The organism is Buttiauxella sp. BIGb0471 (assembly GCF_024807715.1).
Classification (GTDB): Bacteria; Pseudomonadota; Gammaproteobacteria; order Enterobacterales; family Enterobacteriaceae; genus Buttiauxella; species Buttiauxella agrestis.
This window is the reverse complement of record NZ_JANUEU010000003.1, coordinates 522,179-541,592: the sequence shown is the minus strand read 5'-3', so window position 1 is coordinate 541,592 and position 19,414 is coordinate 522,179. Positions and strand designations below refer to the sequence as shown.

Sequence of the window (19,414 nt, the reverse complement as noted above, 5' to 3'; positions counted from 1 at the left end):
ATGCAATCCTGAGGGAGATATATGTCAGATCAGCAAGTCGTAATAAAAGAAAAACAAACCAAAAATCTGGTTTTTAATGGGACAGGTAGTGGCTATTTTAGAGTGTGCATAGTCAATTTATTATTAATAATAATTACATTTGGCATTTTTGGTGCATGGGCGCTGGTGCGTTCTAAGCGATACCTTTATAGCCATACAGAATTATATGGCTCATGCTTTGCTTACCATGCAACAGGGCGTTCTCTATTTGCCAGTTGGCTGTGTATGTTGATTTATATTTTCGCTTTAGAAGGCGCTGTTATTGGTAGACACACTTTCGTTGCCGTGTGTTTGGGGGCCGCATTAATACTGTTTTTGCCATATTTATTGGTGCAAAGTTTACGTTATCAGTTGCAGTCTACCACCCTCAATAATGTGCGTTTTAATTTTCGGTGTTCAGGCTTTAAAGCATGGTGGGTGATGCTGGGTTGTCCGTTAATAATGATGCTGGGTGTGCTTCTGGTTTGTACTCTTATCATGCTGACTTGCCGGTCGGCTTCGATTTTTGAATTTGATCGGATCATCATTACCGGTGTTGTCGCTTTAGTCGTGGGAGTTTTGGGGATGGCCGTTGTGCAGGGCGTTTCCTCGGCACTTTGGTTGAATTTATTATTCAACCATTTAAGTTTTGGTAAGAACAATTTCACTGCCAAAATAAGTATCAAAAAACTCGTCAGTATTAGCCTTATTAGTATGTTGATGTTGATTCCTGTTCTTTTGATAGTCTTGAAGTTGGAAGTCCCTGCTTATATAAAAATATTATCCAGTCAGGGCGATCCTGAGGCTATTGCCAATGAACTTCAGTCATCAGGAACAACAATGTTTATTGGCTATTTGATTTATATGTTTGGCATATTACTTTGGGCAAGCTATCTCTATGTCACAATGCGTAATTATTATTATAAAACCGTCTCGCTTAGCGATCATTTTACCTTTCGCTCAACGCTGACGGTAGCCGGTTTTTTAAGCCAATTAATAATCAATGCATTGATAACAGGTTGTACTTTAGGCGTGGGCTACCCATGGGCGCGAGTACGCTATTGTAAATATTTGGCACGAAATACCTGGGTTGATGGTGATCTGGACGAATTAGATTTGCAGGATCATAACGAAAAAATTGCCAACGATATTGTGAGCCGTCTTTCTCGAGGCCTGACTCCAAACATTAGTTTTTAACCAATATTTATACTCATAAAAAAGGCCGGGAATCTCCCGGCCTTCTCATATCAAAGCACTCAATTACAGCGCAGCGATAGTTTCTTTCTGCTCAGCCAGTTTCACTTTAGCTTCACCACATGCCGCCAGACGTTCGCGTTCTTTTGCGACAACAGCTTCTGGCGCGCGCGCCACGAAACCTTCGTTAGACAGCTTGTTTTCGATGGATGTAATTTCAACATCCAGCTTAGCCATCTCTTTGTCCAGACGCGCAAGCTCAGCGGCTTTGTCGACCAGGCCTGCCATTGGGATCAGCAGCTCTGCACCTTCGATGATTTTGGTCACGGAAACCGGGCCTTTATCATCAGCAGGCAGCAGGGTGATGCTTTCCAGACGCGCCAGGTTTTGCAGGAAGGTACGGTTCGCGTTAACGCGACGTTCCGCCTCTGCACTGACGTTGCGCAGCAAAACTGGTAGTGGTTTGCCCGGAGAGATATTCATCTCAGCACGAACGTTACGTACTGCGGTGATTGCCAGCTTCAGCCACTCGGTATCTGCAAACGCAGCTTCATCGTCCTGTGCGCTGTTATACGCCGGGAACGGTTGCAGCATGATGGTATCTTCGGTGATGCCTTTGAAGGTTTTCACGCGCTGCCAGATGGTTTCGGTGATGAATGGAATGATCGGATGCGCAAGACGCAGCAGGCCTTCCAGCACGTTAATCAGCGTATTACGCGTACCGCGCAGTTCCGCTTCTGTGCCGCTGTTCATCACCGGTTTGGTCAGCTCCAGATACCAGTCACAGAACTGGTTCCAGGTGAATTCATACAGAATATTGGCAGCGATATCAAAGCGATAGCTGTCAAGCGCTTCACGGTACGCTTTCACCGTGCGGTTGAATTCCGCCAGAATCCAGCGGTCTGCCAGAGACAGAACCATTTCGCCGCCGTTAAAGCCGCAATCCTGGTCTTCGGTATTCATCATCACGAAACGGCTGGCGTTCCACAGCTTGTTACAGAAGTTGCGATAACCTTCCAGGCGCTTCATGTCCCAGTTGATGTCGCGACCGGTTGACGCCAGAGCTGCCAGCGTAAAGCGCAGCGCATCGGTGCCGTGTGGTTCAATACCGTTCGGGAATTGCTTCTCGGTGCGCTTACGGATTTTCTCAGCCAGCTGTGGCTGCATCATGTTACCGGTACGCTTCTCAAGCAGGTCTTCCAGGGAAATACCGTCAACCATATCCAGTGGATCGATTACGTTACCCTTGGACTTAGACATTTTCTGCCCTTCGTCATCGCGGATAAGACCGGTCATATAGACAGTTTTAAACGGAACCTGTGGTTTGCCGTCTTCATCTTTGATGAAGTGCATGGTCAGCATGATCATGCGCGCAATCCAGAAGAAGATAATGTCGAAGCCGCTGACCATCACGCTGGTTGGGTGGAAGGTGCGCAGTGCTTCGGTGTTCTCAGGCCAGCCGAGGGTGGAGAATGTCCACAGACCGGAAGAGAACCATGTGTCCAGAACGTCTTCGTCCTGGTTCAGTGCAACGTCGTCGCCCAGATTGTTTTCAGCACGAACTTCCGCTTCGTTGCGACCAACGTATACGTTGCCTTCGGCATCGTACCAGGCCGGGATGCGGTGACCCCACCACAGTTGACGAGAAATACACCAGTCCTGAATATCACGCATCCAGGAGAAGTACATGTTTTCGTACTGCTTAGGTACGAACTGAATGTCACCTTGCTCAACCGCTTCAACCGCGACTTTCGCCAACGGGGCTGTGCGCACGTACCATTGGTCAGTCAGCATTGGCTCGATAACTACGCCGCCACGGTCGCCGTAAGGAACGGTCAGATCGTGTGGTTTGATCTCTTCGAGCAGGCCCATTTCGTCGAACTTAGCGACCACAGCTTTACGAGCGGCGAAACGTTCCAGTTTCTGGAATTCAGCCGGGATGTCGTTGCTGTAAACGTCAGCTTCTTCGCCGTTGGTATCGAACACTTCTGCGGCTTCGCGGATATCACCGTCGAAGGTCAGAATGTTGATCATTGGCAGAGCGTGACGGCGGCCAACTTCATAGTCGTTAAAGTCGTGTGCAGGCGTGATCTTCACGCAGCCGGTGCCTTTTTCCATATCGGCGTGTTCATCGCCCACGATCGGAATAAGACGGTTAACCAGCGGCAGCACAACAAATTTGCCGATCAGATCTTTATAACGCGGATCTTCTGGGTTCACTGCCACGCCGGTATCACCGAGCACGGTTTCCGGACGGGTAGTTGCGACAACCAGGTAATCTTTGCCGTCAGCGGTTTTTGCGCCGTCAGCCAGCGGATAACGCAGGTGCCACATAGAACCTTTAGATTCGCGGTTTTCAACTTCCAGATCGGAAATTGCGGTGCGCAGTTTCGGGTCCCAGTTTACCAGGCGTTTGCCACGATAAATCAGATCTTCTTTGTACAGGCGGACGAACACTTCTTTCACCGCGTTGGACAGACCTTCATCCATGGTGAAGCGTTCGCGCTCCCAGTCTACGGAGTTGCCGAGACGACGCATCTGACGGGTGATAGTGCCACCAGACTCTGCCTTCCATTGCCAGATTTTGTCGATAAAGGCGTCACGGCCATAATCATGGCGTGTTTTGCCTTCTTCGGCGGCAATTTTGCGCTCAACGACCATTTGCGTTGCGATGCCGGCGTGGTCAGTACCCGCCTGCCACAGAGTATTTTTACCCTGCATGCGCTGGTAACGAATCATGGTGTCCATGATCGTTTGCTGGAAGGCGTGACCCATATGCAAGCTGCCGGTAACGTTCGGCGGCGGGATCATGATGCAGAAGCTTTCCTGGCTGGTATCGCCATTTGGCTTAAAGTAGCCCTGCTGTTCCCAATGCTCGTAAAGCGGCTGTTCGATATCTTGCGGGTTATATGTCTTTTCCATTGTCTGCTATGTCGTTCCCGGCGGGGTATGAGTCGCCGTAGTCAAGTGGAAACCAGCAACGCGATAGGCTTTGTAGCGATCGCGGGCTAGTTGTTTTTGAGTGTCTTCGTAAGGTACGAAGTCTATCACTTCATGGAAAGCGGTGGCAAAATCTGCGAACTGCGGCAACAGGCTAATCAGTACATCGCGTGGTGAACTTCCACGTCGTTGCGGCCAGGCCAGTTCCACCGGGGCGCCGTAACGTGGCCCTTCACCGGCAAGATTATGAGGGACAAATGCGTGCGCATCGCGCTGCCAGAGTGCTTCATCCAGACGGATAGCTTGTTGTTCATCAACACAAGCAATCAGCAGGCGCTTGCCTGCGCGAAAGCTTTCTGCCGCCAGTTCACAAACCAACGCTTCAACGGCACTCAACTCACCGGAAGGCGTGTCGTTGTCGAGCAGGTAGAACGTCGCGTTTTTCATTGAGCCAGCTTTTTCCAGGTAATGGGTTTTACCCTCTCCCGGAGGAGAGGGTGAGGGCGCTAAATCACTCTTCGCCGTTAAACCCTGAGCGGTTCAACAAGAATTGTGACAGCAGCGCAACCGGGCGGCCAGTTGCACCTTTGGCTTTACCAGAACGCCAGGCCGTACCTGCGATATCCAGGTGCGCCCAATTGTACTTACGGGTAAAGCGCGACAGGAAGCAGGCTGCGGTAATTGCGCCACCAGGACGGCCACCAATGTTTGCCATATCAGCAAAGTTAGATTCCAGTTGATCCTGATACTCATCACTGATTGGCAGACGCCATGCCCGATCACCCGCTTGTTCGGACGCGCCGATAAGCTCGTGCGCCAGCGGATTGTGGTTAGACATCAAACCGGTAATGTGATGGCCAAGGGCAATCACACACGCGCCGGTTAACGTTGCCACGTCGATAACCACATCAGGCTCGAAGCGCTCAACATAGGTCAGCACATCACACAGCACCAGGCGGCCTTCGGCATCGGTGTTCAGCACTTCTACCGTCTGGCCAGACATGGTAGTCAGTACATCACCTGGGCGATAAGCACGCCCGCCAGGCATGTTCTCACAGCCAGCCAGCACGCCAATCACGTTAATCGGCAGATTCAGTTCGGCCACCATGCGCATCACGCCGTAAACAGAAGCGGCACCGCACATGTCGTATTTCATCTCGTCCATGCCTTCGGCAGGTTTGATGGAAATACCACCGGAGTCGAACGTCAGGCCTTTACCCACCAGTACGATTGGGCGCACTTCAGGATCGGTGCTGCCTTTGTACTCGATGACGGACATCAGCGATTCGTTCTGGGAACCATCCCCTACCGCGAGGTAAGAGTGCATGCCCAGCTCTTTCATCTGCTGTTCGCCAATCACGCGAGTCACTACATTTTTGCTGAAAGCATCCGCTAACTGGCGCGCCTGAGAAGCCAGGTACGCAGGATTACAGATGTTTGGTGGCATATTGCCCAAATCTTTCGCGGCTTTAATGCCCGCAGCAATCGCCAGGCCGTGCTGAATCGCACGTTCACCGCTGGTCAGCTCGCGGCGAGTTGGCACATTGAAGACCATTTTACGCAGCGGGCGACGTGGCTCGCTTTTATTGGTCTTCAGCTGATCGAAGCTATACAAAGACTCTTTTGCCGTTTCCACTGCCTGGCGTACTTTCCAGTAAGTGTTGCGGCCTTTAACGTGCAGTTCGGTCAGGAAGCAAACGGCTTCCATCGAGCCAGTATCATTTAGAGTATTAATTGTTTTCTGGATAACTTGCTTATACTGACGTTCATCCAGCTCACGCTCTTTGCCACACCCAATCAGCAGAATGCGCTCGGAGAGCACGTTCGGAACGTGGTGAAGCAATAAAGTTTGACCGGGTTTTCCCTCAAGCTCACCACGGCGCAAAAGTGCGCTGATGTAGCCATCGCTGATTTTATCGAGTTGTTCGGCGACCGGGGACAGGCGACGCGGTTCAAAGACTCCCACAACGATGCAGGCACTACGCTGTTTCTCGGGGCTACCGCTTTTTACACTGAACTCCATGCACTACGCTCCTGAATCTTAAAGACAACGGCGGTGGCTACGGCTAGAATTGCAAGCTTTCGTAACTCATCTCCGCGGTTGCGATGACTTCGTGTTAATCTTACGAGTATGTTTTTACAGTTTCGGCGACGTCATTTAAATCACCCTGCGCCATAATCATGCCGGGCTTTTTAATCTTAGCGATGTTTTCGACGACTCAAGAGAATAAATGACGTATAAGCGATGAAACAAGCGATTTTCCTGCAAAAAGACTCGTTTTCACAGGCGTATTTAATGTGATTATCATAAGATATCTGGTTCGGGAGACGCTCAAAAGCCAACTTGCGATCCTTTTCATCCTGCTGCTGATCTTTTTTTGTCAGAAGCTGGTCAGGATACTGGGTGCGGCGGTTGACGGCGAAATTCCGACAAATCTCGTATTTTCCCTTTTAGGACTGGGTGTGCCTGAAATGGCGCAGCTCATCCTGCCTCTTAGCCTTTTCCTTGGGCTACTCATGACGCTTGGCCGTTTGTATACCGAGAGTGAAATCACGGTAATGCATGCCTGTGGCTTGAGTAAAGCGGTGCTTATCAAAGCTGCAATGATTCTCGCACTCTTTACCGGCGTGGTCGCAACCGTCAACGTGATGTGGGCAGGACCATGGTCCTCTCGTCACCAGGACGAAGTGTTGGCGGAAGCCAAGGCTAACCCTGGAATGGCGGCACTCGCTCAGGGGCAGTTCCAGCAAGCGACTGACGGTAATTCTGTGCTGTTTATTGAAAGCGTAGACGGCGCCAGCTTCAAAGATGTGTTCCTTGCGCAATTACGCCCGAAAGGCAATGCGCGCCCTTCCGTGGTGGTGGCAGATTCCGGCCAGTTATCTCAACGCCCGGACGGCTCGCAGGTTGTCACGCTAAACACCGGCACACGCTTTGAAGGGACCGCGTTATTGCGCGATTTCCGCATTACCGACTTCCAGGATTACCAGGCGATTGTGGGGCACCAGACCGTAGCGCTTGACCCTGATGATTCCAGTCAGATGTACCTACGTACTTTATGGGCAAGCGATGCGCCAAATGCGCGAGCCGAACTGCACTGGCGTTTAACGCTGATTGTGACCGTATTTATTATGGCATTGATGGTGGTTCCGTTAAGCGTGGTCAACCCGCGACAGGGTCGCGTGCTTTCTATGTTGCCTGCCATGTTGCTCTATCTGGTCTTCTTCCTGCTTCAGACCTCGCTGAAATCTAACGCAGCGAAGGGGAAAATCGACCCGATGATTTGGATGTGGTTGGTTAACCTGGTTTATTTTGCCATCGCAGTGGTGCTCAACGTGTGGGACACGGTGCCGATGCGCCAGCTACGTGCACGCTTTAGCAAAACACGAGGAGCGGCATAAATGTTTGGTGTTCTCGACCGTTATATCGGTAAAACCATCTTCACCACCATCATGATGACATTGTTCATGCTGGTGTCGCTGTCGGGCATTATTAAGTTTGTCGACCAGCTCAAAAAAGCCGGGCAGGGCAGTTATTCCGCTTTAGGCGCGGGTGTGTATACCGTTCTGAGTGTGCCAAAAGACATTCAAATCTTCTTCCCAATGGCTGCACTGCTTGGTGCATTGCTGGGGTTGGGGATGCTGGCGCAACGTAGTGAACTGGTTGTCATGCAGGCATCGGGTTTTACGCGTCTGCAAATTGCATTGTCAGTAATGAAAACGGCGATTCCGCTAGTGTTGCTGACGATGGCGATTGGTGAATGGGTTGCCCCGCAAGGCGAACAAATGGCACGTAACTACCGTGCACAACAAATGTACGGCGGTTCGTTGTTAACCACGCAGCAAGGTTTGTGGGCGAAAGATGGCCAGAACTTCGTCTATATCGAACGCGTGAAAAGCGACAACGACCTCGCGGGAATCAGTATCTACAGCTTTAACCAGGATCGTCGGTTGCAATCGGTTCGCTATGCCGCCTCCGCACAGTACGACGCGGAACATAAAGTATGGCGATTGTCTCAGGTTGATGAATCTAACCTGAGCAATGAGAAGCAAATTACCGGTGCTCAGACTGTGAGCGGTGAGTGGAAAACCAAGCTCACGCCCGACAAGCTAGGTGTCGTTGCTCTTGACCCGGATGCGCTCTCGATAAGCGGCCTGCATAATTACGTGAAATACCTGAAGTCCAGCGGGCAAGATGCCGGGCGTTATCAGCTCAACATGTGGAGCAAAATCTTTGCGCCGCTTTCTGTTGCGGTGATGATGTTAATGGCCTTGTCGTTCATCTTCGGGCCGCTGCGTAGCGTGCCAATGGGTGTGCGTGTCGTCACCGGTATCAGCTTCGGTTTCGTGTTCTACGTGCTTGACCAAATCTTTGGCCCACTGAGCCTGGTGTATAACATTCCGCCGATTCTCGGTGCGTTGTTGCCAAGTGCGACGTTCTTCCTCATTAGCTTATGGTTAATGATGAAGCGCTCATAAGATATTGTTTTTCTGTATGGAACTCTGTTCTAAGTGGAAGAGTTCCATACAATATTTACCGTTTACGCCCGCCCATAATGCTCCCCAACACACCGCGTATTATTTGATTCGTCACCTGGCGCGCAGCGCTCTTCGCCACGGTTTGCACGACGCCATCTTTCTTGCCGCCGCGTGGCCCGGTGGTGCCAAACAGAATATCCTTCAGCCCCCCAAGAATACCGTTATCAACGGCTACTGATTCACCTTTCACGGGTGGTGCATTTTGTTGCTCACCTGCGGCCTGAACACCTTGTTGCAGGCGCTCATAAGCTGATTCACGGTCAACGGTTTCGTCGTATTTCCCGTACAGTGGCGAGTGGTTCAGCAGCCCATTTCGTTCATCATCAGTCACTGGCCCCATACGTGAACAAGGGGCGATAACCATCGCGCGTTCGACCACCGTCGGGCTGCCTTTTTCATCCAGCAAAGAGATAAGGGCTTCGCCAGTACCCAACTCCTGAATCGCTTTTTCAGTATCAAATTTTGGGTTAGCACGCATGGTTTGCGCTGCTGCTTTCACCGCTTTCTGATCTTTGGGAGTAAAGGCGCGCAGTGCATGTTGAATGCGATTACCGAGCTGCCCCAGCACCGTATCCGGAATATCTGATGGATTTTGGGAAACAAAGTAAACGCCAACGCCTTTAGAACGAATCAGGCGAATCACCTGCTCGATTTTATCGAGCAGCACTTGCGGTGCATCGTTAAACAGCAAATGCGCTTCATCAAAGAAGAACACCAACTTCGGTTTCTCCAGATCCCCCGCTTCGGGCAATTGCTCATAGATTTCTGACAACATCCAGAGCAAACTGGCAGCATATAGCTTTGGCATTTGATAGAGCTTTTCGGCGGATAAGATATTGATAACGCCTTTGCCGTTGGCATCGGTGCGCATCCAGTCTTTGATATCCAGCATCGGCTCGCCAAAGAAATACTCGGCACCTTGTTGTTCAAGCTGCAACAACCCGCGCTGAATGGCACCGACAGACGCACTGCTGATATTGCCGTATTGGTTCTGGAACGATTTGGCGTTATCGCCGATATACTGAGTCGCCGCGCGTAGGTCTTTAAAGTCGAGAAGTAACAGGCCCTGATCGTCAGCAATACGGAAGATGATTTGCAGCACCCCGGCCTGAATGTCGTTGAGGTTGAGTAACCGTGAAAGCAGGAGTGGCCCGAGGTCAGAAACCGTTGCCCGCACCGGGTGGCCTTTCTCGCCGAAGATATCCCACAGCACCACTGGATTACCATGTGGCGACCAGTCATTCACCCCTATTTTTGCAAGCCTTGCGAGCAGCTTTTCAGACTCGACGCCAGCTTGTGCAACTCCGGTGAGATCGCCCTTAACATCCGCCATAAATACCGGCACACCAATTTCGGAAAACGATTCGGCCAGCTTTTGCAGTGTGACAGTTTTACCCGTACCCGTAGCGCCGGTTATCAGCCCATGACGGTTCGCCATACTGGGCAGCAAATGCAGTTCTTGTTCGGTGGTTCTGGCAATCAGGAGCGGCGCAATCATGATGAATTCCCTGTGGCGACATTTCCATAAGCATAGCAAGCGGCAGACGTTCGTCATTAGCCAAAATCCAGGATTGCGGCAGCTCTCGCAGCAAAGGCTATGCTTTGCATATGTATTACTTATTATTGGGAAACTATGTCCAGATTCTTCTTTAACGACCGTAAGCAAATGGTCGACGACGCCATTGAAGGCGTCATCATCAGCTCTCGTTTTCGCAATCTGACCCGCTTAGATACTGACCCCGCCATCCGCGTCGTCGTGCGCAAAGACTGGAACAAAAGCAAAGTCGCGATAATTTCTGGTGGTGGTTCTGGCCATGAACCGGCACATGCAGGATTTGTCGGTAAAGGGATGCTAACTGCGGCAGTGTGTGGCGATTTATTTGCCTCGCCGAGTGTAGACGCTGTGTTGAACGCGATTGTGGCAGTGACTGGCGACCGGGGTTGTCTGCTCATCGTCAAAAACTACACCGGCGATCGTCTTAATTTCGGCCTCGCCGCTGAACGCGCTAAAAAACATGGGCTGAAAGTCGAGATGGTTATCGTCGGCGATGATATTTCTCTGCCCGACAATAAACAGCCGCGAGGCATTGCCGGAACGGTTTTAGTGCACAAAATTGCGGGCTATGCCGCAGAGCAGGGCAAGTCATTAAGCGATGTTCGAGACATCGCGCAACTTGCTTGCGACAGCATTGCCAGCATGGGTGTCGCCATGCAAACCTGCAATCTGCCGGGCCAAAATGATGAAGAAGGGCGCATCAAAAGGGGTCATGTTGAGTTGGGCCTCGGGATTCACGGCGAGCCTGGAGCCAGCACAGTTGATAGCCAAAACAGCCAGAAGATGATTGCCGCGTTGGTTAAACATCTGCGTAAGGCTACGGGGCCGGAAGCCCGGCTTGCGGTGCTCATCAATAACCTTGGTGGAACGTCTGCGCTGGAAATGGCTCTGCTGACAAAAGAGCTGGTGCATTCAGAACTCAAAGAGCAAATCGACTATTTGATTGGCCCTGCCGCACTGGTGACTGCCTTAGATATGAAAGGGTTCTCGCTTTCTGCCATCGCGCTCAATGAGACATTTATCGAAGCGTTGCAGGCCGATGTTGAAACCGCGGGCTGGCAACCGCTGGTGAAACTCAACCCAATGCCGCTGCAAAAGCATCGTGTGATCCACGGCGGAACCCATGCGAAACCGTCAGAAAACGACGCCGTTAAAGCGCTGGTTGCCAGCATTACCCGCACGCTTATCGAGCAGGAAGATGCATTGAATGCGCTGGATGCCAAAGTGGGCGATGGCGATACCGGTTCGACATTCGCGTTGGGGGCGAGGGAAATCGCGCAGCTTAACGAAGACGGCAAGCTGCCATTAAACGACACGGCGGCACTGCTGGAATTAATAGGCGAGCGTTTAGCAACGGTCATGGGCGGTTCGAGCGGCGTGTTGATGTCGATTTTCTTTACCGCCAGCGGGCAGGAAGTCGCTAAAAAGCAGCCTCTTGCAGACGCCTTGCTGTTTGGGCTTGAGCAGATGAAACGCTACGGCGGCGCTGATTTAGGCGATCGTACCTTAATCGATGCGTTGCAGCCCGCGCTCGAAGCCTTGAAAAATAGCGACCTGAGCGCTGCGGTGACGGCTGCGAATAAAGGGGCTGAAGCTACCGCACAGATGCAAAAAGCCAACGCCGGGCGCTCATCATATGTGAACAGCGAAAACCTGAACGGGGTGAAAGACCCTGGAGCGGTGGCGATTGCGGCGGTGTTTGCAGGAATGAAGTGATTGTGTCGATTTTGTAGGGTGGATAAGCGCTAGCGTCATCCACCATTTTCCCAGGTTAAGCCTGGCCGCTTAACGCCATTTGCGTCAACCAAAGCCGCGTATCAAACTCAAGCTGATGATATTGCGGCTCCATATGGCAGCACAGCGAGTAAAACGCCTTGTTGTGATCCTTCTCTTTCAGGTGCGCGAGTTCGTGAACCACAATCATGCGTAAAAAGGCTTCTGGACCATTTTTAAACACCGTTGCCACGCGAATCTCCGCTTTAGCTTTCAGCTTATTTCCCTGAACGCGCGATACCGCCGTGTGCAAACCCAACGCATTATTCAGCACATGAATTTTGCTGTCATACGCCACTTTATTAATCGGCGGCGCATTGCGCAGAAACTGGCTCTTTAAATCTTGCGTCCAGGCATACAGCGCTTTGTCGGTGGTGATGTTGTGCGTATCCGGGTAGCGTTTTTGCAGCACTTCGCCCAGACGTTGTTCCGCAATCAGGGTACGAACCTGCGAGAGCAAATGTTCCGGATATCCCTGCAGATAAGTTAAATTGCTCATGAGTTCTCTCTTGCTTGACGTCTTTCAAAAGGCAGTTTGGAAAAAAAAGGGTATACTCACGCCCCCATTCGGGGATTAGCCGAAATTTTACCATCCAGGAGGGCCGATGAGCCAATTAGACAACGGTTTCCGTTCACTGACACTAAAACGTTTTCCAGAAACGGACGACGTTAACCCACTACAGGCGTGGGAAGCTGCCGATGATTATCTTTTGCAGCAACTGGACGAAATCGAAATCAGTGGCCCGGTCCTGATTTTTAATGACAATTTCGGGGCGCTGTCTTGCGTGCTGGCTGAACACAAGCCGTATAGCATCAGCGACTCGTATCTTAGCGAACTGGCTATCCGTGAGAACCTGCGCGAGAACGGCATCGTTGAGTCCAGCGTCACGTTCCTCGATAGCACCGCGAAATATCCGCAAGCTCCGGCCGTGGTTCTGATTAAGATCCCTAAAACCTTAGCTTTGCTCGAACAGCAATTGCGTGCCCTGCATGAAGTCGTGACGCCTGAAACTCGCATTATTGCGGGTGCTAAAACGCGTGATATTCACAACTCTACCATCGAGTTGTTTGAGAAAATCATCGGGCCGACCACCACCACTCTGGCGTGGAAAAAAGCGCGTTTGATCAACGCAACGTTCAGCGCACCGGTTCTGAAAGACACCGCGGAAACCCTGAGCTGGAAGCTGGAAGGCACGCCGTGGACGATTCACAACCACGCAAACGTCTTTTCCCGCACCGGTCTGGATATCGGCGCACGCTTCTTTATCGAGAATCTGCCAACCAATCTGGAAGGTGAAATTGTCGATTTAGGTTGTGGTAATGGCGTGATTGGCCTGCACTTGCTTGAGCAAAACCCAGAAGCGAACGTGGTATTTGTTGATGAATCGCCAATGGCCGTTGCATCTAGCCGTCTGAATGTTGAAACCAACATGCCGGAAAATCTGGATCGCTGCGAGTTTATGATTAACAACGCATTGTCTGGTGTGGAGCCTTACCGCTTTAACACGATTCTGTGTAACCCGCCGTTCCATCAGCAGCACTCTTTGACCGATCAGGTGGCGTGGGAAATGTTCCACCATGCGCGTCGTTGCCTGCAAAATGGCGGCGAGCTGTACATCGTTGCTAACCGCCATCTGGATTACTACCACAAACTGAAAAAGATCTTCGGTAACTGCGACACCGTTGCGACCAACAAGAAATTTGTGGTGCTTAAAGCGGTGAAACTAGGCCGTCTTCGCTAAGCGTTTGGTCACTTCTGCTAAAAGTGGTGGATGACGCTTCTCGCTTATCCACCCTACAAAACCTGGCCTGTAGGTCGGATAAGCGCAGCGTCATCCGACGTTTAGCGCTAAATTTCCAGCGCTAAACGGGTGCCCTGCGCAATTGCGCGTCGGGCATCCAGTTCCATCGCCACATCCGCACCACCAATCAAATGCAGCGTTTTCCCCAGTTCGCGCAACGGCTGCGCCAGTTCACGACGCGAATCTTGTCCGGCACAAATAATCACGTTATCCACGGCTAATGTCTGCGGCTCTCCGCCTACCGTAATGTGCAAACCTTCGTCGTCTATGCGTTCATAAGTGACTCCTGCCAGCATTTTTACGCCACGTGCCAGCAGCGTTGTGCGGTGGATCCAACCTGTCGTTTTGCCCAACCCTTCACCCGGTTTACTGGTTTTGCGTTGCAGCATGACAATCTTGCGCGGGCTTTTATGCAGTTGAGCACCTTCAGGGCGTAACCCACCCGCATGTTGTAAGCTGGTGTCGATACCCCATTCCACGCAAAACTCAGCAATATTCTGGCTGGTGGATTCTCCTTCCTGGCTCAGATACATCGCCGTATCAAAGCCAATACCTCCGGCACCAATAATCGCCACGCGGTCACCCACCGGAGCTTTCTCACGCAGTACATCAATATAATTCAGAACTTTAGGATGCATGATCCCGTCAATAAGCGGCAGACGCGGCTCGATACCGCAGGCGAGAATAATCTCGTCGAAATCTTTAAGCAGCGGGGCGGTGACATACTGATTCAGGCGAACTTCAACGCCCGTAATCCCTAACATACGACGGTAATAGCGCAGCGTTTCGTAAAACTCCTCTTTGCCGGGAATTTGCTTGGCGATGTTAAATTGCCCGCCAATTTCCGAAGCGGCATCAAATAGCGTCACTTTGTGGCCGCGTGCTGCGGCGTTGACGGCAAAAGCTAATCCCGCCGGGCCAGCGCCAACCACGGCCAGATTTTTACGAACTGATGCCGGAACAACGGGCATTTTGGTTTCGTGGCAGGCACGAGGATTCACCAGGCAGGAGGTGACTTTGCCGAGGAAAATCTGATCCAGACATGCCTGGTTGCAGCCAATACAGGTATTTATTTCATCTTCGCGACCTTGCTGCGCTTTAGAAACAAACTCAGCATCGGCGAGGAATGGCCGCGCCATCGACACCATATCGGCATCGCCATCAGCAAGGATCTTCTCGGCTGTTTGGGGATCGTTAATTCGGTTGGTAGTGACGAGCGGGATCGAAACAAGCCCTTTCAGTTTGCGCGTCACCCAGCTAAATGCCCCGCGCGGAACCGGCGTGGCAATGGTTGGAATGCGAGCTTCATGCCAGCCGATACCGGTGTTGATCAACGTCGCGCCTGCTTTTTCGATAGCTTTGGCAAGCTCGACGGCTTCGTCAAAGGTGCCGCCACCATCGACCAAATCCAGCATCGACAGGCGATAAATAATAATGAAATTCGCACCGACTTTTTCGCGAACCGCACGCACGACTTCGATGGCAAAACGCATACGACGCGAGTAATCGCCGCCCCATTCGTCGTCGCGCTGGTTGGTTCTGGCTGCCAGAAACTGGTTAATCAGATAGCCTTCGGAACCCATGATTTCGACGCCATCGTATCCAGCCTGTTGCGCCAGGCTCGCGCATTGAGCGAACTCTTCAATGAGGGTCAGGATTTCTTCGTGGCTCAGCGCGTGTGGCTTAAAGCGGTTGATTGGTGCCTGAATTGCAGATGGGGCAACCGGATTGGGTTGGTAGCTATAACGCCCGGTATGCAGGATTTGCAGCGCAATTTTGCCACCTTCACGGTGTACGGCTTCGGTCACAACTTGATGATGGGCAAGTTGGCTTGCGTCATTGAGCACCGCACCGCTTTCCACGCCAACGCCCGAAGGTGAAGGGGCAACTCCACCCGTGACAATCAACGCCACACCATGGCGCGCGCGCTCGGCATAAAAGGCGGCTAAACGTTCGGCACCGTTCGGGTGCTCTTCAAGCCCGGTGTGCATCGAACCCATCAGCACTCGGTTTTTAAGCTGGGTAAAACCCAGGTCCAGCGGGGCAAACAGCGACGGATAGCTCATATTCTCTTCCTGCAGGGTCATTATTATTATGTGGTCGGATGAGTTAGTAATTTAGCGGGAAGCAGAGAAAATGGGGGAAAGTTGTCGAATGATTGTGATGGGAATCAAAAAACGCAGATGTTTTTTGACTGATGACTTTTCCTGCCTGGTTCCGTCAAAGTTATGAATTTACGTTTCTCTATTCATAAATAACCTTTTTAAATGGGGTATTTATTATATATGTCGGTTTTTCATTTCCACCAGTTATGCATTATCAGACTCTTTTATTTTTTATTTAATTGAGTGTGATAAAGCTACAATTATGACCAATTACAGTTTTGAGATGGCCTGGTAAAATTGCTATGTTATTTTTCGTCAAAATCATTAATGCGCTTTTTATTATTTTAATTAATTTATCAATGAGTGCTCAGGCATTCGCATGGATTATATAAAACTGATAAGGATATGTAATGAAAATAACAGCATTAGCACTGTTAATAGCCGCATTTTTTTCAAATAGTACAATAGCCTCAACAAATGAATCAGCTTTAGAACAACGTTTGAACCAATTAGAGAAACGCCTAATAGCCGCCGAAAACCGCGCTGCCAGTGCAGAGGCTGAAATCCAGAAAATGAAAGCGCCGCCGCCAGTTGCTGTAACTGCACCGGTTGCTGTAGTGAGCGAACAATCTGTTAATAGTAAATCCGATAATCAATCGCCTAAATTAAGCTTAAGCGGTTATGGCGACCTTAAAATATATGGTGATGTGGAATTTAATATGGATGCCGCCAGCCACAGTAATGGCCTGACATCTGTTCGCCGCAGTGCCAATACTAATTGGGCCGATGGCACTAACGAGCGTTGGGATATTAATGGCCGTATTCTGCTTGGCTTTGATGGTTATCGCCGCATGGATGATGGTAATTTTGCTGGGTTCAGCGCGCAGCCGTTAGCCGATTTAACCGGCCATATGAATCTTGATGATGCGACATTCTTCTTTGGCCATGAGAACGACTGGAAAATTAAAGTAGGCCGTTTTGAAGCCTACGATATGTTCCCGCTTAACCAGGATACCTTTGTTGAATATTCCGGTAATACGGCAAACGATCTTTACGGCGATGGTTATGGCTACATTTACATGATGAAAGAAGGGCGCGGGCGTAGTGATACTGGCGGCAACTTCCTCATGAGTAAAACTATCGACAACTGGTATTTTGAGCTTAATACCCTGTTGGAAAATGGTACTTCTCTCTATCAGGACAAGTCATATCACGGTAATGAGTTGGAGAATGACAAAAACGTGGCGTATGTCCGCCCCGTCATTTCCTGGTCTGAAGGCGCGTTCTCTGCTGCAGCGGCCATGGAAGCACAAGTGGTTGATAACGCATATGGTTATAAAGATGCTAACGGTCAGATGGTTGATCAATCCAGCCGCACCGGTTACGGCCTGACGATGACCTGGAACGGGCAGAAAAACGACCCGGACAACGGCATTGTCGCCAACCTGAATACCGCCTATATGGACGCCAGCGATGAAACCGACTTCACCGCAGGGGTGAACGCTTTATGGCAGAATTTCGAGCTTGGCTATATTTATGCGCACAACGATATTGATAAGTTTGATGTGACCAATGCGGTGGAAAACTGCGACAGCGATTGCTGGATAACCAACGCCGGGACTTATGACATCCATACTATTCACTCTTCGTATCTCTTCCCGAACGTGATGGGCATGAAGAACTTTAATATTTATCTGGGGACTTATGTGTCGTGGGTCAGTGCGGATCAGGACTCCAGCGATGGCAGTGATAACACCCGCTATGGCGGGCGTGTGAGATTCAAATATTACTTCTAATTTGAATGTTAAGCACAACGCTCTTCGTAGGTCGGATAAGCAGCCGCGTCATCCGACAAAACTCACCCTCTCCCTCAGGGAGAGGGTCGGGGAGAGGGCATCACCAACCCCGGAGCTTGCCACATTGACGTCGTCAAACCGCTATCAACCAGCGTGAGCTGATCGGCATATACCTTCATCCACTTGCGTTTCATCTCGTCATACAACTCACGATGCGCCAGATTCGGCGTAAACTCGCGTTGCCATTGCACCAGCCGTTCGCCAGCATCTGCCAGATTATTGAATATCCCGGCACCGACACCCGCCGCAATCGCACAACCCAGCGCTGTCGCCTCTTTCACCACCGGCACGCGCACCGGCAAACCGGTCACATCGCTAAGAATCTGGCTCCACAAAGCGCCTTTAGATCCGCCGCCAGCAAACACCAGTGATTCAAATTTAATGCCTGAAAACCCAGAAATTTGCTCGAGGTTGCAGGCCGAAACAATTGCTGCATTCTCTTCCAGTGCCCTGAACAGCGTCGATTTATTGCATTTTTCCGGGTCGATGGAGAGGTTAATAAACGATGGTGCGGCGTGATACCACTGCTTGAAATGCATCGCGTCGGAGAAAATCGGCATCACGCCGTGAGAGCCCGCAGGAACTCGGGCTGCCATATCTTCGAGCAAGGCGTAAGTATCCACGCCAAGCCTTTCTGCCAGCAGCTTTTCTTCGGCACAAAAGGCATCCCGGAACCAGCGCATCGTCAGACCGGTAAAGAAGCTAATGGACTCCGCTTGCACCATGTTGCTGATAACGTGTGGATTAATGCGAATATTCATATCCGGATCGGTTTTGATCGTGGGCAGATTCACCACCTGCTGCCAGAATGTGCCGCCTAAAACTGCCGCTTGCCCGGCGCGAACCACGCCCAGCCCCACACAACCGAGCTGCACATCGCCGCCGCCCATCACCACCGGCGTACCTGCCAGCAAACCACTTTGTTGTGCAGCTTCCTGCGTCACGCCACCCAGCACGGTGCCGGTTTCTTTTACCGGAGAGAGAATGTCGGCGCGCAATCCGGCCATATCCATTAAGGCAGGCTGCCAGTCACGCGTCGCCAGATCCAACATGCCAGTCGTACCCGCGTTAGAAGGATCTACCGCCAGCTCGCCGCTCAGTTTCGCCGCCAGCCAGTCGCTGATCATCGTGACGGTTGCCGCCTGGCGATAAATATCAGGCCGATGGTGTGCAAGCCACAGTAGGCGCGGCATAGCGCTTAACGCCAGCGTCTGGCCGGAAACATGATAAACCTCGGATTCAAACTGGAAATCGTGGATCTCTTTAAGTTCGCTTACTTCGCGGCTGGCGCGGGCATCAACGTTGGCACATGCCCATATAGGATCGCCGTTACGATCGTAAAGCACGATCCCTTCGCGCATTGAACAGCAGGAAACAGCGCTGATAGCACCAGGTGGAAGATGCGCTTTTTGCAGCGCATCGCGAATGCACTGGCAGGCTAGCTGCCAGTTGGTGGTGAGATCAAACTCCATCGAGCCGGGAACATCGGCAACACTTAAGTGCTTCCATTCAGCCTGGCCGACGGCAATCTGGTGGCCTGAAGTATCAAAGATAACGGCGCGAATACTCCCCGTTCCGGCGTCCAATGCTAATAAATAACTCATGAACACATCCCCGCAGCTTATGGCGCGG

The 19,414-nt window shown here is 51.2% G+C and carries 13 protein-coding genes; 6 read left to right on the top strand and 7 right to left on the bottom strand.

The window, feature by feature from the left end:
* The first annotated feature begins 21 nt into the window (after positions 1 to 21).
* Positions 22 to 1,215 (top strand): YjgN family protein, encoded by a 1,194-nt coding sequence (locus M2371_RS13230; protein WP_259267924.1) that lies wholly within the window; start codon positions 22 to 24, stop codon positions 1,213 to 1,215.
* 63 nt (positions 1,216 to 1,278) lie between these two features.
* Here the strand turns inward: M2371_RS13230 and M2371_RS13225 are convergent, their stop codons facing one another.
* The 3 genes from M2371_RS13225 to pepA form a co-directional block, all read right to left on the bottom strand.
* Entirely contained in the window at positions 1,279 to 4,134 is a 2,856-nt protein-coding gene (locus M2371_RS13225) for a valine--tRNA ligase (RefSeq protein WP_259267923.1), read from the bottom strand.
* Between the two features lie 6 nt (positions 4,135 to 4,140).
* A complete protein-coding gene (locus tag M2371_RS13220) occupies positions 4,141 to 4,599 on the bottom strand; it encodes a DNA polymerase III subunit chi (protein WP_034459595.1) in 459 nt (152 codons plus the stop codon).
* Positions 4,600 to 4,663: 64 nt separating this feature from the next.
* Positions 4,664 to 6,175, bottom strand: coding sequence for a leucyl aminopeptidase (gene pepA, locus M2371_RS13215; protein WP_034498761.1), 1,512 nt, complete (start codon positions 6,173 to 6,175; stop codon positions 4,664 to 4,666).
* 275 nt (positions 6,176 to 6,450) lie between these two features.
* Between pepA and lptF the strand changes: the two genes are divergently transcribed.
* Together lptF and lptG are read left to right on the top strand one after the other, a co-directional pair.
* Positions 6,451 to 7,554 (top strand): LPS export ABC transporter permease LptF, encoded by a 1,104-nt coding sequence (gene lptF / locus M2371_RS13210; RefSeq protein ID WP_034498760.1) that lies wholly within the window; start codon positions 6,451 to 6,453, stop codon positions 7,552 to 7,554.
* Positions 7,555 to 8,631 (top strand): LPS export ABC transporter permease LptG, encoded by a 1,077-nt coding sequence (gene lptG, locus M2371_RS13205; protein ID WP_115627198.1) that lies wholly within the window; start codon positions 7,555 to 7,557, stop codon positions 8,629 to 8,631.
* A 55-nt stretch (positions 8,632 to 8,686) separates the two neighbouring features.
* Here lptG and M2371_RS13200 read toward each other — a convergent pair whose 3' ends face one another.
* Entirely contained in the window at positions 8,687 to 10,189 is a 1,503-nt protein-coding gene (locus M2371_RS13200; protein WP_259267922.1) for a helicase HerA-like C-terminal domain-containing protein, read from the bottom strand.
* A gap of 135 nt (positions 10,190 to 10,324) precedes the next feature.
* Between M2371_RS13200 and M2371_RS13195 the strand changes: the two genes are divergently transcribed.
* Positions 10,325 to 11,962, top strand: coding sequence for a glycerone kinase (locus M2371_RS13195; RefSeq protein WP_259267921.1), 1,638 nt, complete (start codon positions 10,325 to 10,327; stop codon positions 11,960 to 11,962).
* A gap of 55 nt (positions 11,963 to 12,017) precedes the next feature.
* On the opposite strand, the gene M2371_RS13190 is transcribed toward M2371_RS13195, so the two are convergent.
* Complete coding sequence (locus tag M2371_RS13190; protein ID WP_172893145.1) at positions 12,018 to 12,518, bottom strand: M48 family metallopeptidase; 501 nt, start codon at positions 12,516 to 12,518, stop codon at positions 12,018 to 12,020.
* Between the two features lie 106 nt (positions 12,519 to 12,624).
* Between M2371_RS13190 and rlmG the strand changes: the two genes are divergently transcribed.
* Positions 12,625 to 13,761, top strand: coding sequence for a 23S rRNA (guanine(1835)-N(2))-methyltransferase RlmG (gene rlmG / locus M2371_RS13185; protein WP_034498752.1), 1,137 nt, complete (start codon positions 12,625 to 12,627; stop codon positions 13,759 to 13,761).
* Positions 13,762 to 13,868: 107 nt separating this feature from the next.
* Here rlmG and M2371_RS13180 read toward each other — a convergent pair whose 3' ends face one another.
* On the bottom strand, positions 13,869 to 15,887 hold the full coding sequence (locus tag M2371_RS13180; RefSeq protein ID WP_259267920.1) for an NADPH-dependent 2,4-dienoyl-CoA reductase: 2,019 nt from the start codon (positions 15,885 to 15,887) through the stop codon (positions 13,869 to 13,871).
* 449 nt (positions 15,888 to 16,336) lie between these two features.
* Here M2371_RS13180 and M2371_RS13175 point away from each other — a divergent pair, with 449 nt between their 5' ends.
* Entirely contained in the window at positions 16,337 to 17,722 is a 1,386-nt protein-coding gene (locus M2371_RS13175; RefSeq protein WP_259267919.1) for a carbohydrate porin, read from the top strand.
* Between the two features lie 74 nt (positions 17,723 to 17,796).
* On the opposite strand, the gene lsrK is transcribed toward M2371_RS13175, so the two are convergent.
* Complete coding sequence (gene lsrK, locus M2371_RS13170; RefSeq protein ID WP_259267918.1) at positions 17,797 to 19,386, bottom strand: autoinducer-2 kinase; 1,590 nt, start codon at positions 19,384 to 19,386, stop codon at positions 17,797 to 17,799.
* Between the last annotated feature and the right edge of the window lie 28 nt (positions 19,387 to 19,414).